The organism is Geobacter hydrogenophilus (assembly GCF_018501225.1).
GTDB lineage: Bacteria > Desulfobacterota > Desulfuromonadia > Geobacterales > Geobacteraceae > Geobacter > Geobacter hydrogenophilus.
In genome coordinates this window covers 24,936-39,491 of sequence record NZ_JAHCZI010000017.1, presented here as the reverse complement: position 1 = coordinate 39,491, position 14,556 = coordinate 24,936, and the positions used below count along the sequence as shown (strand labels likewise).

The window sequence follows — 14,556 nt, the reverse complement described above, 5'->3', positions numbered from 1 at the left end:
AGATATGCCATGGGAACCGAGAATCTGCTAGTTGACATAAAGGATGGCGTGGCCCTTCTGACCATCAACCGGCCCAAGGTGCTGAACGCCCTTCACACCTCGGTGATTGCCGAGTTGCAGGAGACCTTCGAGGCGTTGAACGCCAATCCTGCTGTCAAGGTGATCGTTATCACGGGCAGCGGCGAGAAGGCCTTCGTTGCCGGCGCCGACATCGCCGAGATGGCGGTCATGGACGCCCAGCAGGCCCTCGTTTTCGCCCGCACGGGACAGAGGCTGGTGAACTTCATCGGCGCCATGCCCAAGCCGGTCATCGCCGCCGTCAACGGGTTTGCCCTGGGGGGAGGGATGGAGCTGGCCCTGGCCTGCGACTTCATCTACGCCTCGGACAACGCCAAGATGGGGCTGCCGGAGGTGACCCTCGGGATCATGCCCGGGTTCGGCGGTTCCCAGAAGTTCGCCCGGCTCCTGGGGCGCAGCCGGGCCAACGAGCTGATCTTTACCGGTAAGATGCTCTCCGCAGCCGAAGCGAAGGAGTGGGGGATCGTGAACGCCGTCTTCCCGGCCGCGGAACTGGTGGGAAAGGCGCTTGAGACAGCCGCCAGGATTGTCGGCAACGGCCTCCTCGGGGTCGCCCATGCCAAGGAAGCCATCCGCCGGGGCCTCGATATGACGGAACCGGACGGCATGGACTACGAGTCGGTTCTCTTCGCCTCCCTCTTCGCCTCCTGTGACCAGAAGGAAGGGATGGGGGCCTTTGTGGAAAAGCGGAAACCGAACTTTACCGGGTCGTAAGAGTTTGTTCGAGATGTGAACCTATCAACACTATTGGAGATTGAGCCATGGAAGCTACCCGCGAACTCTATTGGAATATCGGCCACGGGGCATCGGTCCTCATACCGATGTATCTCTTCACCTTCGCCGCCCTGGGATTTCTGGTGCGAAGCGGGTTGCAGCGGCTGAATATCTACAAGCAGGGAAAGCCCCTGAACCGCTTTGACCAGCGTGATGTGCGCATCAAAAACCTCCTGAAGAACGTCCTGTTGCAGAGCAGGGTGCTGAAGGTAAAGGGGCCGGGCTATGCCCACGGGCTCTTCTTCTGGGGGTTCTTCCTCCTCTTCATCGGCACCTGCTTCGTGGCTGCCCAGGCCGACTTCACCGATCTTCTGTTCGGGTTCCGCTTCCTTCACGGGGACTTCTACCTCGTCTTCTCGGCAGTGCTCGACCTTGCCGGCCTCGTGGCCATTGCCATGCTGGCCGGGTTCTTCGTCCGCCGCTATCTGGTGCGCCCCGAGGGGCTTGAAACCACCCGCGACGACGCCATCATGCACGGCCTCCTCTTCGCCATTCTCATCACCGGTTTTGTCATCGAAGGGGCACGGATGGCCGTGACCGAACTCCCCAACAACATGGCCCTGGCGGCGTGGTCGCCCGTCGGACTCGTGGTGGCCAAGGGACTCTCAGGCATGGGTGAGGGTTCCCTCCGGGGACTCCACCAGGGGATGTGGTGGCTCCACTTCGCCCTCGTCATCGGCTTTATCTGCTCCATTCCCTTCACCAAGTTCCGTCATATCTTCACCACCAGCGCCAACTACTTCCTGGCCGACCTCGGCCCCAAGGGTGCCCTCGTCACCCTCAACATGGAGAGCGAGGACGCCGAGAGCTTCGGCGCGGCCCAGATCAAGGATCTCACCTGGAAAGACATCTTCGACACCGACGCCTGCACCAAGTGCAAGCGCTGCCAGGACCGCTGTCCGGCCCACAACACCGAAAAGCCCCTCTCCCCCATGAAGGTCATCAACCAGTTGGGTGAGGTGGCTGGCACCAATCCGGACGCGAACCTGATCGAGACCGTGAGCAAGGACGCCCTCTGGTCCTGCACCACCTGCCGGGCATGCCAGGAGATCTGCCCTGCAAGCATCGAGCACGTGGGAAAGATCGTGGACATGCGTCGCAACATGGTGCTGATGGAAGGGGAATTCCCCGGCGAAGAGGTCATGGTGGCCATGGATAACACCGAGGTCAACGGCAACCCCCTCGGCCTGGCGTTCGCCTCCCGGGGCGACTGGGCCGAAGGGCTCCCGGTCACGCGCCTCTCCGACGACGCCGAGGTGGACATCCTCTACTTTGTCGGCTGCTACGCCTCCTTCGACAAGCGCAACATCAAGGTCGCAACCAGCTTCGTGCAACTCTGCGCCGCGGCCGGCGTCAAGGTCGGCATCCTCGGCAAGGAGGAGAAGTGCTGCGGCGAGCCGATGCGGAAACTAGGGAACGAATACCTCTACCAGTCCATGGCCACCGAGAACATCGAGACCATGGAGTCGTACAAAGTGAAAAAGGTCGTGACCGCCTGCCCCCACTGCTTCAACACCCTGACCAAGGACTACCGTGATCTCGGCTTCAGCATCGAGACCGAGCACTACACCACCTTCCTGAACCGCCTCATCCAGGAAGGGAAACTCAAGGTGAAGGCCGACGGCTTCGACTGCACCTACCACGACTCCTGCTACATCGGCCGCCACAACGACCTCTATGAAGAACCGCGGGCCTTGGTGGCGGCAGCGGGCGGCACCATCCGCGAGATGGAGCGGAGCAGGGCGGAGGGGTTCTGCTGCGGCGCGGGCGGCGGGCGGATCATGGCCGAAGAGAAACTGGGGAGCCGGATCAGCGGCAAGCGCGCCCTGATGGCGGCGGAAACCGGCACCGGCACCCTCGTCTCCAACTGCCCCTTCTGTCTCACCATGTTCGAGGACGGGATCAAGGGGGCGGAGCTGGAAGGGAAGCTCGTTCCCCGGGATATCGCTGAGATCCTAGTGGAAAGGGTGATTGCCTGAGAAATGAGGCTCCTACAAGGCTGTTGTTTGCAGGAGTCTCAAGAGTAGCTCCAGGGAGAATGCGATGAATTCAAACCCTGATGAACGGGAGCTGCTTGCCGTACCCCGATGGGGCGGGGCAAGCAGCTCCCCTGCCATTCCCATGCATGGCTATCGATGCAATAGGACAAATCTCGCCCTCTGTTGCACTGATGGTCACTTCCATATGCCGCCATGAAAAGTGAAAAAATTTTGCTTGCCATTAAATCGGTATTGAAGTACCGTATTGCTAAATTGGTACTGCGATACGTGAATTAAAAAACTGACTCGCGGGAGGAATCGGATGAACATCCACGAATATCAGGCAAAAGCAATCCTACGCAGATTCGGCGTACCCGTCCCCGATGGGCACGTCTGCTATAACGGCGCCAGCGCCCGTGAATGGGCCAAGCGTCTCGGTGACGGCCCCTGGGTGGTGAAGGCCCAGATCCACGCCGGTGGCCGCGGCAAGGGTGGGGGGGTGAAGCTGGCCCGCACCAACGAGGAAGTGCAGCTCATCGCCCGGAACATGCTCGGCATGACCCTGCGCACCCATCAGACCGGTCCTGACGGCAAGGTCGTCACCCGGGTCCTGGTGGAGAACGGCTGCAACATCGACCGGGAGCTGTACGTAAGCCTCCTGGTGGACCGGACCACGTCAAAGGTGACGGTCATGGCCTCCACCGAGGGGGGGATGGATATCGAAGAAGTGGCGGCAACGACCCCGGAGAAGATCTTCAAGGAAGCCATCGATCCCCTGGTGGGGCTGACCCCGTTCCAGTGCCGCAACCTGGCCTTCAGCCTGGGGCTCACCGGGAAGCTTCTTCCCAAGGCGCAGAAGCTCCTGGAGAATCTCTACACCACCTTCATCGCCTGCGACTGCTCGCTTCTTGAGATCAACCCCCTGGTCGTCACCAAAGAAGGGGATCTCCTGGCCCTGGACGCCAAATTCGGCTTTGACGACAACGCCATCTTCCGGCACCTGCAGATCGCCGACATGCGCGACTACGACGAGGAGGATCCCAACGAGGTTGAGGCCTCCCAGCACGACCTCTCCTACGTTTCCCTCAACGGCAACATCGGCTGCCTCGTGAACGGCGCGGGCCTCGCCATGGCTACCATGGACATCATCAAGTTCTCCGGCGGCGAGCCGGCCAACTTCCTGGACGTGGGGGGCGGGGCCACCATCGAGCGGGTCACCGAGGCCTTCAAGATCATCCTCTCCGACAAGAACGTAAAGGGGATCTTCGTCAACATCTTCGGCGGCATCATGAAGTGCGACGTCATCGCCACCGGCGTCATCGAGGCGGCCCGGCAGGTATCGCTCCAGGTGCCGCTCGTGGTGCGGCTCGAAGGGACCAACGTGGCCCTTGGTAAGCAGATGCTGGCCGAAAGCGGCCTCAACATCGTGGCCGCCGACGGCATGGCCGACGGAGCACAGAAAATCGTCCAGGCCGTTGCCGCCTGAGGAGGGGAGAGAGATGAGCATTCTTATCAACAAGGACACGAAAGTCATCACCCAGGGCCTCGGCGCCACCGGCCTCTTTCACGCCCAGGGTGCCCGGGAGTACGGCACGCAAATGGTCGGCGGCGTCACCCCCGGCAAGGGGGGGACGGTCATCGACGGCTTCCCCGTCTACGACACGGTGCGGGAGGCCGTATATGCCACCGGCGCCACCGCCTCGGTCATCTACGTGCCGCCGCCGTTTGCGGCCGACGCCATCATGGAGGCGGTTGACGCCGGCATCGAGCTGGCCATCTGCATCACCGAGGGAATCCCGGTCCTCGACATGGTGAAAGTGAAGCAGTACATGCAGGGGAAAAAGACCCGCCTCGTGGGCCCCAACTGTCCCGGCGTCATCACCCCGGGAGAGTGCAAGATCGGCATCATGCCCGGCTACATCCACAAGCCGGGGAAAGTGGGGGTCGTCTCCCGCTCCGGCACCCTCACCTATGAAGCGGTCTGGCAGCTGACCAACGTTGGTCTGGGGCAGTCCACCTGCGTCGGCATCGGTGGCGACCCGGTGAACGGCACCAACCACGTGGACGTGCTCCGGATGTTCGAGGAGGACCCGGACACCGAGGCGGTGATCATGATCGGTGAGATCGGCGGCAACTCCGAGGAGGAGGGCGCCCGCTTCGTCAAGGAGCACATGACCAAGCCGGTGGCAGCCTACATCGCCGGGATCACCGCTCCTCCGGGGAAACGGATGGGTCACGCCGGCGCCATCATTGCCGGCGGCAAGGGGACGGCCACGGAGAAGGTCGCCATCCTCGAAGAGTGCGGCATCAGCGTGGCCCAAAGCCCGGCCGACATGGCCAAGGCGCTCCTGAAAGTGTACAAGCCCGGCGGGCTGAAGATAGCGGTTTAACGAACGAGGCTCGTGCAAGGCTACCGCGGGTCAGTCTTGCACGAGCCGCGAACCCCAAGGAGAAGTTCTATGCTCGTGATCTCCTGCATCAAACAGGTGCCCGACACCACCCAGGTGAAGATCGACCCGGTGACCAACACCCTGGTCCGGGAAGGGATCCCCTTCATCGTCAACCCCTACGACACCCATGCCCTGGAGGAGGGGTTGAACCTCAAGGACCGCTACGGTCTGCGGTCGGTTGCCATCTCCATGGGGCCCCCGAACACCGAGGCGACCCTGCGGAAGGCCTGCGCCCTTGGCGTTGACGAGGCGATTCTGCTCTCCGACCGCGCTTTCGGCGGTGCCGATACCCTCTCCACCAGCAACGTCCTCTCGGCGGCCATCGAGAAGCTGGGAGCCGAGGAATCGGTGGGGATCGTCTTCTGCGGCAAGCAGACCATCGATGGCGATACCGCCCAGGTGGGTCCCGGCATTGCCACGCGCCTTGGGTATACCCAGCTCACCCTGGTGGACCGGATCGAGTTCCTCGATCTGAAGCGCAATGTGATCCGGGTGCGGCGCAAGCTTGAAGGGCGGCACGAGATCGTCGAGGCTCCTTTGCCCGTGGTCATTACCGTGGTCCGGGAACTGAACCGTCCCCGCTATCCAACGGTGCCGATGCGCCTTGCGGCCCAGGAGACCGAAGTCAAGGTATGGGACAACTCGGTTCTCAAGCTCGACGTGGAAACGGTGGGCCTGAAGGGTTCCCCCACCTGGGTCAGCAAGATTTTCTCCCCGGAGCGGGACAAGGGGGAGATCATCGGCGACGGTGTCGGTGATCCGGAGGGGACGGCCAACCTCCTGATCGACAAGCTGCTCAGCAAGGATCTCTTGGCAGTGTGAGATGTGAAGGGGGAATGACAATGACTGAAACGAAGAAGCCAATCAAGAAGCCCCGCGGCAAGGCCCGCATCGTCGAGGGAAAGTGCATTGCCTGCGGCGCCCGGTGCGAGAGTTCCTGCCCGGTGGACGGCATCGAGATGAATGCCGTCGGTGAACCATCGGTCCTTGCCGAGAAGTGCATCGGCTGCGCCAAGTGCGTGAAGGTCTGCGCGGCCGGCGCCCTGGAGATGTTCTACACTCCCGAGGAACTGGAGCTCCTGAAGCAGTGGGAGAAGCAGCACGGCGCCGTCGAGGAAGAGGTTGACGAAGGGGAGAAACAGCTTCGGGAGATGCTCGCCCGCTATCGGGGCGTCTGGGTATTCATCGAGCAGTACGACGGCGAGGCCGCCAAGGTCTCCTGGGAGCTTCTGGGAACCGGTGCGGAACTGGCTGAGAGCCTCGGCGTGGAACTCTCCGCGGTGATCATCGGTCACAAGGTGGAACACCTCTGTGACGAAGCGTTCGGCTACGGCGCCGACAAGGCCATCACCCTCGATGCCCCTGTGTTCGCCAACTACCGGACCAAGCCGTACACCGACGCCATCTGCCACCTGATCAACAAGCACCGGCCCGAGATCATCCTCATGGGAGCCACCGGCCAGGGGCGCGACCTGGCAGGCGCCGTGGCCACCGTGGTGAAGACCGGCCTCACCGCCGACTGCACGGGGCTCGGCATCGACGACAAGCGCAACCTCATGCAGACCCGCCCCGCCTTTGGCGGCAACATCATGGCCACCATCATGTGCGACCGGTTCCGGCCCCAGATGTCTACGGTCCGTCCCCACGTCATGCCCATGCCCGAGTTTCAGGTGGGGAGGACCGGGGAAGTGGTGCGCGAGCAGTACAACCTCCGCGAGGAGGATGTGCTGGTCAAGGTTATCGAGGTCTTGAGCGACAAGGGCGGCAAGGATATCGACATCGCCGGCGCCGAGATTATCGTCTCCGGGGGGCGTGGCCTCATGAACAAGGAGAACTTCGCCATGCTCCAAGAGCTGGCCGACGAGCTGGGCGGGGTGGTCGGCGCTTCCCGGAGTGCCGTTGACGCCGGCTGGATGCCCCACAGCCGCCAGGTGGGCCAGACCGGCAAGACCGTCCGTCCCAAGATCTACGTCGCCTGCGGCATCTCCGGGGCAATCCAGCACCTGGTGGGGATGCAGGACTCCGATGTTGTCATCGCCATCAACCGCGATCCCGAGGCCCCCATCTTCCAGGTGGCCACCTACGGCATTGTCGGCGATCTGTTCCAGATCGTTCCGGCAATCATCCGCAAGGTCCGCAATCTGAAGGGCCAGCGCGGCGGTGTCATCCCCGACCGGGTCGCGGTCTGATTCTGCGCCGTCATCGCAATATCGTTTGTGAGGTGTATCATGGCAATCAACCACTCGCTCTTCATTCCGCTCTTTGTGGTCGCCGTCGCGACTTTCTGCTTCAGCTGCTATCAGCGCCTGCAGCTGGTTGCCGTCGGCGCTTCCGAGAACCGCTTCGACAACCCGGCTGAGCGGCTGGCAGGGATGTTCTCCTATGCCTTCGGCCAGAAGCGGGTTCTGGCCAGGCCCTACGGCTTCAATCACTTCTTCCTCTTCTGGGCGTTCATGCTCCTGCTGGTGGCCAACGGTGCGTTTCTCCTGGAGGGGCTCTTTCCGAGCTTCAGCCTGGCGGCCCTGCCGGCGCCGCTCCACCACGGCCTTGAGTTCCTCTTCGACATCGTGTCGCTGGTGGCCCTGGTCAGCGTGGCGATTGCCTTTGTGCGGCGGGTCCTCTTTCCTCCCGCGTACCTGGGGAACGACTACACCTCGCCCAGAAGCGGCGAGGCCCTTCTCATCCTGGCCATGATCGCCACGCTGATGGTTGCCTTCTTTCTCCTCAATGCCGCCCAGATCGCCATGGGGCAGCCGGGGAACTGGAAGCCCGTATCGTCCGCGATTGCCACCTTCCTGGACGGATTTTCCGGAAGGCCCCTGGAGAGCATCGCCACCGTATCGTGGTGGGTCCACGCCGTGGTGCTCCTCCTCTTCATGAACCTTCTCCCCCGCAGCAAGCACATGCACATCCTTACCGCCATCCCCAACTGCTACTTCCGGAGCCTGGACAAGCCCAATGTCCAGCCCCGGGAAGAATTCAAGGTGGGGAATCGCTTCGGGGTGAGCAAGGTGGAACAGTTCTCGTGGAAGGATCTCCTCGACAGCCTCTCCTGCACCGAATGCGGCCGCTGCCAGGACCTCTGCCCGGCCCACAACACCGGCAAGCCCCTGAACCCCCGGCGCATTGTCCACGACATCAAGGTAAACCTGCTCGATAACGGGTCGGCTCTGAAGCATGGCGACCGGGGTGTTGTCCCCCTGATCGGTCCCCAGGGTGAAGGGTCCAATCACGAGGATGCCCTCTGGTCCTGCACCACCTGTGGCGCCTGCACGAGCGTCTGCCCGGTCCTCATCGAGCAGATGCCGAAGATCATCAAGATGCGCCGCCACCTGGTCCAGGAGAAGGCCCGGTTCCCCGAGGAACTCCTGAACCTCTTCGAGAACATGGAGCAGCGGAGCAACCCCTGGGGGATCGCCCCGTCGGACCGGGGGAAGTGGGCCGCGCTGCTGGGCGAGCGCCCCTTCAAGGCCGGGGAGACCGACTATCTCTTCTTTGTGGGGTGCGCAGGCTCCTTCGACAGCCGCGCCAAGCACGTCACCGTGGCCCTGGCCACGATCCTGGACAAGGCCGGGGTTTCCTGGGGAATCCTGGGGCGTGAAGAACAGTGCTGCGGCGACAGCGTGCGGCGTCTGGGGAACGAGTTCGTCTTCGACAAGATGGCCAAGGAGAACGTGGCCCTCTTCAAGGAGCGGGGTGTCACCCGGATCGTCACCCAGTGTCCCCACTGCTTCAGCACCCTCAAGAACGACTACAAGCAGTACGGGCTGGAGGTGGAAGTGCTCCACCACAGCGAGCTGATTGCAAAGCTCGTGGAGCAGGGGAAACTGAAGCTCCCCAAACAGGCTGACCAGGGGAAGATTGTTTTCCACGACTCCTGCTATCTGGGGCGGCACAACGACACCTTCGAGGCTCCCCGGGCGGTGATCAAGGCGGCAACCGGCAAGGCTCCGGTCGAGTTCGAGCGCAACCAGGAGAACGGCTTCTGTTGCGGCGCCGGCGGCGGCCGCATGTGGATGGAGGAGCAGATCGGGAGCCGGATCAACCTGGAACGGGTGAAAGAAGCCCTCAAGCAACAGCCCGACACCCTCTGCGTCAGCTGCCCCTACTGCATGACCATGATGGAGGACGGCCTGAAAGACGAAGGGGCCGAGCAGGTTCGGGTGAAGGACATCGCCGAGGTGATGGCCGAGGCCATGGCGTAAGGGGAATCCCCCGGCTCTGCCGGGGGATTGCTTCGTCGTACGGTTCCTGACAGCCGGAGGGAACACGAACCATGAAGACAAAAAGCAAAGCGGTTCCTGTGATAAAATCGGTCGACCACGCCTTCGAGCTGCTGGAGCAGTTCCGGGGGGATGTCAACGAGCTGAGCCTGAGCGAGCTGGGGAGGCGTCTGCAGCTTCCCAAGAACAACGTGTTCAGGCTGCTGGCGACCCTGGAGTCCCGCAGGTTCATCGAGCATAACTCGACCACCGGCAGCTACCGGCTCGGCCTCAAGGCCTTTCACCTCAGCCGGATGGTTTCCCGGCAGATGAGGCTCGTCAGCCGGGCGAGACCAACCCTGGAGGCCATGGTCAGGGAGAGCAACGAGACGGTCTGCCTGACGGTTCTGAGGGATTTTTCCATTGTCTGCCTCGATGCGGTGGAGTGCAGCCAGCCGGTGCGGGTCGTACCCCCCATCGGCATGAGGCTTCCCGCCTATTGCACGGCGGCCGGGAAGATACAGCTGGCCCACCTCCCGGAAGACAAAGTGGCAAGGTTTCTTGCGGAGCACAAGCTTGAGCGGAACACCCCCTCTACGATCACCGATCCGGCATCATTTCTGGAGCACCTCCAGCCGTTGAAAGAGCAGGGGTACGCCGTCAGCCGGGAAGAGCTGGAGGTGGGAGTCACCTGCGTCGCGGCTCCTGTTCACGATTACAGTTCCAATGTCATCGGGGCAGTTGTTCTTCCCGGCCCCATCACGCGGTTCAGCGAAGAGCGGATCAATGAGGTGCTCATCCCCCTCGCGAAAAAAGGGGCTGAGGAAATTTCCAGCCAGCTCGGGTATTTCTGAAATGGGTATTCATGGGGAGGCGCGCGTGTCCGGGACACTGTTTACCTATCGACGAAAAGTCGATTTCGGAGACTGTGACTCCGCCCGCATCTACTTCACGCCGCGGGCTGTCGATTACGCCGTGGAGGCCGTCGAGGCCTGGTACGGGGATGTGCTTGGCGTCTCCTGGCCGGATCTGCTCCAGGGGCACGATCTCGATGTGACGTTCGTGCGGATGGGGTGCGAGTACTTCCGGCCGGTGATTGCCGACCAGACAGTGTATGTGCGGGTAAGGGCGACCGCTGTCGACCGCTCCTCAGTGACTTTTAGCGCCGCCGGAGAGGACGACTCCGGCGGCGTCTTTTTTCGGGCCACCCTCGTGGCGCAATTCAGCGCGGGGCGGAACCGCGCACCGGTTCCGATTCCGCCCCGTTACCGCGAGCGGATTGAGGCCTGTCTGGAGCAGGCAGACGGGGAGCCGGGTACTGTCGCTCAAAGGATTTGCGGCGAACCGTTCCCCTCCCGAGTGCAGTCCGATGGGGTCCCCTTTACCGTCCGGCGTCGCGTGGCCTATGGGGATTGCACGCTTTCCGGCACTGTTTACGCTCCGCGACTTCTCAACTACGCCGTCGAGGCGGCGGGGGAGTGGTACCGGGAGACCCTGGGCATTTCATGGCGGGAGCAGTGCATCCTCCAGAGGGGAGCCCCTTTCCGGGAGGTCTGGTGCGAGCGGCTGGCCCCCCTTGTCCCCGGTCAGGTAATCACCATGGCGGTCGGGATTCCGCGGTTGGGGAAATCGAGCATAGGGTATGAGGTTGCCGGGTATGATGACCGGGGTGAGCCCTGTTTCCATGCTGAGATGTCGGCCTGCTACATCTCGGAGGAAACCGGCTCCTTCAAGGTGATACCGTTTCCCGACGACATGCGGAGCCGGATCCTCGCCTATCAGGCGCTCTGCGATCAGAGTATAATTCCTGCCACGGCCTCTTAGAGTGCCTTCAGAACGACCAGGGAGACGTCATCGGTCAGGTTCTGGTTTGCGGCGAACGATCTGACCTCGGCGAGGAGATTGTCGATAATCTGCTGGGGATGGAGTGCGAGATACTCGGCGAGAAGGGAACAGAGCCGGTCCTCGCCGAACAGTTCGCCGGCGGGATTTGCCGCCTCGGTGATGCCGTCGGTATAGAGCAGGAGGATGTCTCCCGGTTCCAGTCGCACCTGTTTCTCTTCAAACGCGATCTTTCTCTTGATGCCGAGAATGAGTCCCTCCGCGTCGAGGTACTCACAGGCCCGCGAACCGGACCTCCTGAGTATCGGCGGATTGTGACCGGCGCTGGCGAAGGAAAGCAGCCGCGTCCCGGCATCGTAGTTCAGGTAGAACATGGTGATGAAGAGTTCGGCACGGGTGAGGTCTTCGTAGAGAAAGTCGTTGAGGACGCCCAGTATCTCGCCGGGACCCCGGACGATCTTCGCCTCTGCCTGGATGATGGTGCGCACTTCCGCCATGAGGAGGGCGGCACCGACGTTGTGACCCGATACGTCGGCGATGACCAGGTCGAGACCCGTGGCGCCGCGTGCCAGGAAATCGTAGTAATCTCCCCCCACCTCCCGGGCTGGGACACACGTTCCCGCCAGGGATATTCCCGCCACATCCGGTGCCCGCGTCGGCAGGAGCCCCATCTGGATAGTCCGGGCGATCTGCATCTCCTTTTCATGCTCCTTCGCCTGGATCAGCTTCTCGGCCTGGAGGGCGTTGCGAAGGGCTATCCCGATCTGTCCCGCCAGATTGGTGAAGAGTTCAACGAACTCGTCGGTGAAGATCCCCTTCCTCGACTTTGAGAAGGCCGACAGAATACCCACGGGTTTCCCTTCGACCGTGATGGGGGCATGGGCAAATGACCTGATTCCTTCACGTCGCGCGACCAGGGCGGAGGCGGGCTTGTCCATGGAATCCGCATCGTTGACCACTACGGCGGAGTTTGTGAGGAATGCTTCGCCGGAGTATGTTCCCCTGCTCAACTCACGATCCGATTCATTCAGGTGATCGGAGCTCATCCCCTTCTGGCTCTGCACGGTAAGTGTCTTCATTTCTTCGTCAAGAATGCGGATAACGCACGTGTCGAACTTGAACTGCTGCTGGAGAAGCTCAAGGATGCTGTCAAGGATGGTCTTCAGGTCGGACTTTCCTGCCACTAACCGCGCAGCTTCGTAGAGAACACCAAGCTGTTCCCTGCTGGCGGTGCGGCTGAGGGAAACCGTGCCGAAAATGTCGAAAACGTCCTCAAGTTCACTTCCCCGCGCAGCCAGATAGCTGTCCACGATGATCCCTGCCGATGCTGCCCCCACCGAACCGGCCAGAACCTTCTCGGTATACCGTTTCAGGATAGGAAGCTCGTATTCCGAGAGGCTTCCTTTTTCATCGATCTGCTTGTGTTCAAGGAATCGGGCGATGGCGGCGTGGGCCTGGTCCTGGCCGATGAACTTGGTCATCAGATCCACGAATTCCACGACGGCGAATGACTTGCTCATCCTCTTGCGCGTGACCGGCTCTTCGCGCACCTCGAAAACATCCACAAATTTCACTGCCTGTTCGGTTTCGCTGTCGTCCGGGTCGCTCAGGAGGGAAAAGGCAATGAAGGCCCCCAGGTTAAAGAACAGGGTCCAGAACAGTGAGTGGGAGATCATGTCGAGACCGCTCAGGCCAAACAGTTCCAGGGGGCGCAGGAATCCGAGGCCGAAGGGGCCGTTATCAAGAAGATCGCCAGGCAGCCAATCCGAGTTGACAAAGAGGGGAATCAGCAAGGTGTAAAACCAGACGACGAATCCCAGCACGATACCGGTCAGCGCCCCGCGACGATTTGCACGCTTCCAGAAGAGCCCCCCGATGACGGACGGCGCGAACTGGGCCACGGCGATGAACGTGACGACACCGGTGTTGATCAGTGCGTATGATTCGCTGATGAACCGGTAGTAGAGGTAGCCGAAAAAGACGACGGCAATGATCCCCGCCCGTTTTGTGTTCAGGAGCACCCTCGATATGTCCGAAGCTTCCAGCCTGAGCTTCAGAATCACCGGCAAGGCCAGATGGTCGAGAATCATGGTGGAGAGCACCACCGATTCGACGATGACCATTCCCGCCGAAGCGGAAAAGCCTCCTATGAAAGCCAGCAAGGCCAGCCAGGGATGACCGGACTCCAGGGGGAGGTGGATAACAAAAAAGTCGGCCATGGCGGTATCCCCTCCGCTGAGGATGATGCCTCCCAGGGCTACGGGCATCACGAACAGGGCGAGGAGAAAGGCATAGGTGGGGAGGTGCCACATGGCGTCTTTAATGTGCCCCTCGTCGGCATTCTCGATAACCATGACATGGAACATGCGGGGGAGGAACATGAACGAAATCATGATCATGAATAATCGCGAGAACCATTGGGAATGGGTGACATGGGAGGGGCCCACGAGAAAGAGCTTCGTCCGGTCGGGGAATTGGGCTGCGAAGCGGGAAAAGATGTCTCCGAAGCCGTCGAATAGGCCGTAGGTGACGAAAATACCGACGGTGACGAAGGCGACGAGCTTGACCACCGATTGCAGGGCGATGGCGGCAACCAGCCCCTCGTGGCGCTCGGAGACGTCCAGGTGCCGCGCTCCGAACAGGACGCCGAAAAGGGCGAGGAACAGGGTGACGATGAAGGCGGTATCCGCGAAAGGGGGGAGCGCGGGGATGAGATTGTTCAGACTGCCGGCGATGTGGGGCGGTTTTGTGAGGAGATCGAAGGTGTGGGCCACTGCTTTGAGTTGCAGGGCAATGTACGGAGGGAACGCCGCAATGACGATAATGGTGACGATCGCCCCCAGGAGCGGTGACTTTCCGTAGCGGCTGGAGATGAAGTCGGCGATGCTGCGAACGTTCTGCTCCTTGCTGACCCGCACCATCTTCCGCAGCAGGAACCACCAGCAGAAGGCCATGAGGGTTATCCCTAGGCTGTCGGTGAGGAATTCGATGCCGCTGGTGGCGGCCCGTCCCACGGAACCGTAAAAGGTCCATGATGTGTAAATGACGGCCAGGGAGAGGGAATAGACGAAGGAGTTGGCAACGATGCTCCGGCCGGCCTCATGCCGTCTGTCGGCAAAATAGGCTACGGCATACAGAAGGCCAATATAAAGGAGAGATAGTGTGGAAACGATCTCAATCGGGATCATCCTCGGGATTCCCTCTCTGCCGAGTCTTCTGTGGCGCTTCATC

General features: G+C 61.6%; 10 protein-coding genes. 9 read left to right on the top strand and 1 reads right to left on the bottom strand.

Annotation, left to right across the window (positions count from 1 at the left end):
* The first annotated feature begins 9 nt into the window (after nucleotides 1-9).
* From KI811_RS17500 to KI811_RS17460, 9 genes are all read left to right on the top strand, one after another.
* Nucleotides 10-792, top strand: coding sequence for an enoyl-CoA hydratase/isomerase family protein (locus tag KI811_RS17500; RefSeq protein ID WP_214187759.1), 783 nt, complete (start codon nucleotides 10-12; stop codon nucleotides 790-792).
* Between the two features lie 47 nt (nucleotides 793-839).
* Nucleotides 840-2,831, top strand: coding sequence for a heterodisulfide reductase-related iron-sulfur binding cluster (locus KI811_RS17495; RefSeq protein ID WP_214187758.1), 1,992 nt, complete (start codon nucleotides 840-842; stop codon nucleotides 2,829-2,831).
* Nucleotides 2,832-3,153: 322 nt separating this feature from the next.
* Nucleotides 3,154-4,317 (top strand): ADP-forming succinate--CoA ligase subunit beta, encoded by a 1,164-nt coding sequence (gene sucC / locus KI811_RS17490; protein ID WP_214187757.1) that lies wholly within the window; start codon nucleotides 3,154-3,156, stop codon nucleotides 4,315-4,317.
* A gap of 13 nt (nucleotides 4,318-4,330) precedes the next feature.
* Nucleotides 4,331-5,221 carry a succinate--CoA ligase subunit alpha gene (gene sucD / locus KI811_RS17485; RefSeq protein WP_214187756.1) on the top strand — a complete coding sequence of 297 codons (891 nt, stop codon included), beginning with the start codon at nucleotides 4,331-4,333 and terminating at the stop codon, nucleotides 5,219-5,221.
* A 69-nt stretch (nucleotides 5,222-5,290) separates the two neighbouring features.
* On the top strand, nucleotides 5,291-6,103 hold the full coding sequence (locus tag KI811_RS17480) for an electron transfer flavoprotein subunit beta/FixA family protein (protein WP_214187755.1): 813 nt from the start codon (nucleotides 5,291-5,293) through the stop codon (nucleotides 6,101-6,103).
* A gap of 20 nt (nucleotides 6,104-6,123) precedes the next feature.
* A complete protein-coding gene (locus KI811_RS17475; RefSeq protein WP_214187754.1) occupies nucleotides 6,124-7,470 on the top strand; it encodes an FAD-binding protein in 1,347 nt (448 codons plus the stop codon).
* A 39-nt stretch (nucleotides 7,471-7,509) separates the two neighbouring features.
* Nucleotides 7,510-9,486 carry a (Fe-S)-binding protein gene (locus KI811_RS17470; RefSeq protein WP_214187753.1) on the top strand — a complete coding sequence of 659 codons (1,977 nt, stop codon included), beginning with the start codon at nucleotides 7,510-7,512 and terminating at the stop codon, nucleotides 9,484-9,486.
* A gap of 71 nt (nucleotides 9,487-9,557) precedes the next feature.
* Complete coding sequence (locus tag KI811_RS17465) at nucleotides 9,558-10,337, top strand: IclR family transcriptional regulator (RefSeq protein WP_214187752.1); 780 nt, start codon at nucleotides 9,558-9,560, stop codon at nucleotides 10,335-10,337.
* 25 nt (nucleotides 10,338-10,362) lie between these two features.
* Complete coding sequence (locus KI811_RS17460; RefSeq protein WP_214187751.1) at nucleotides 10,363-11,307, top strand: acyl-CoA thioesterase; 945 nt, start codon at nucleotides 10,363-10,365, stop codon at nucleotides 11,305-11,307.
* On the opposite strand, the gene KI811_RS17455 is transcribed toward KI811_RS17460, so the two are convergent.
* Nucleotides 11,304-14,513: a sodium:solute symporter family transporter gene (locus tag KI811_RS17455; RefSeq protein WP_214187750.1), complete on the bottom strand. Its 3,210-nt coding sequence runs from the start codon at nucleotides 14,511-14,513 to the stop codon at nucleotides 11,304-11,306. The genes KI811_RS17460 and KI811_RS17455 overlap by 4 nt on opposite strands.
* Nucleotides 14,514-14,556: the final 43 nt, after the last annotated feature.

Coding starts and splice junctions, on each gene's coding strand:
- KI811_RS17480 (WP_214187755.1), top strand. CDS start 5,291: ATGCTCGTGATCTCCTGCATCAAACAGGTGCCCGACACCACCCAGGTG.
- KI811_RS17500 (WP_214187759.1), top strand. CDS start 10: ATGGGAACCGAGAATCTGCTAGTTGACATAAAGGATGGCGTGGCCCTT.
- sucD (WP_214187756.1), top strand. CDS start 4,331: ATGAGCATTCTTATCAACAAGGACACGAAAGTCATCACCCAGGGCCTC.
- KI811_RS17495 (WP_214187758.1), top strand. CDS start 840: ATGGAAGCTACCCGCGAACTCTATTGGAATATCGGCCACGGGGCATCG.
- KI811_RS17465 (WP_214187752.1), top strand. CDS start 9,558: ATGAAGACAAAAAGCAAAGCGGTTCCTGTGATAAAATCGGTCGACCAC.
- KI811_RS17475 (WP_214187754.1), top strand. CDS start 6,124: ATGACTGAAACGAAGAAGCCAATCAAGAAGCCCCGCGGCAAGGCCCGC.
- KI811_RS17470 (WP_214187753.1), top strand. CDS start 7,510: ATGGCAATCAACCACTCGCTCTTCATTCCGCTCTTTGTGGTCGCCGTC.
- KI811_RS17455 (WP_214187750.1), bottom strand. CDS start 14,513: ATGATCCCGATTGAGATCGTTTCCACACTATCTCTCCTTTATATTGGC.
- sucC (WP_214187757.1), top strand. CDS start 3,154: ATGAACATCCACGAATATCAGGCAAAAGCAATCCTACGCAGATTCGGC.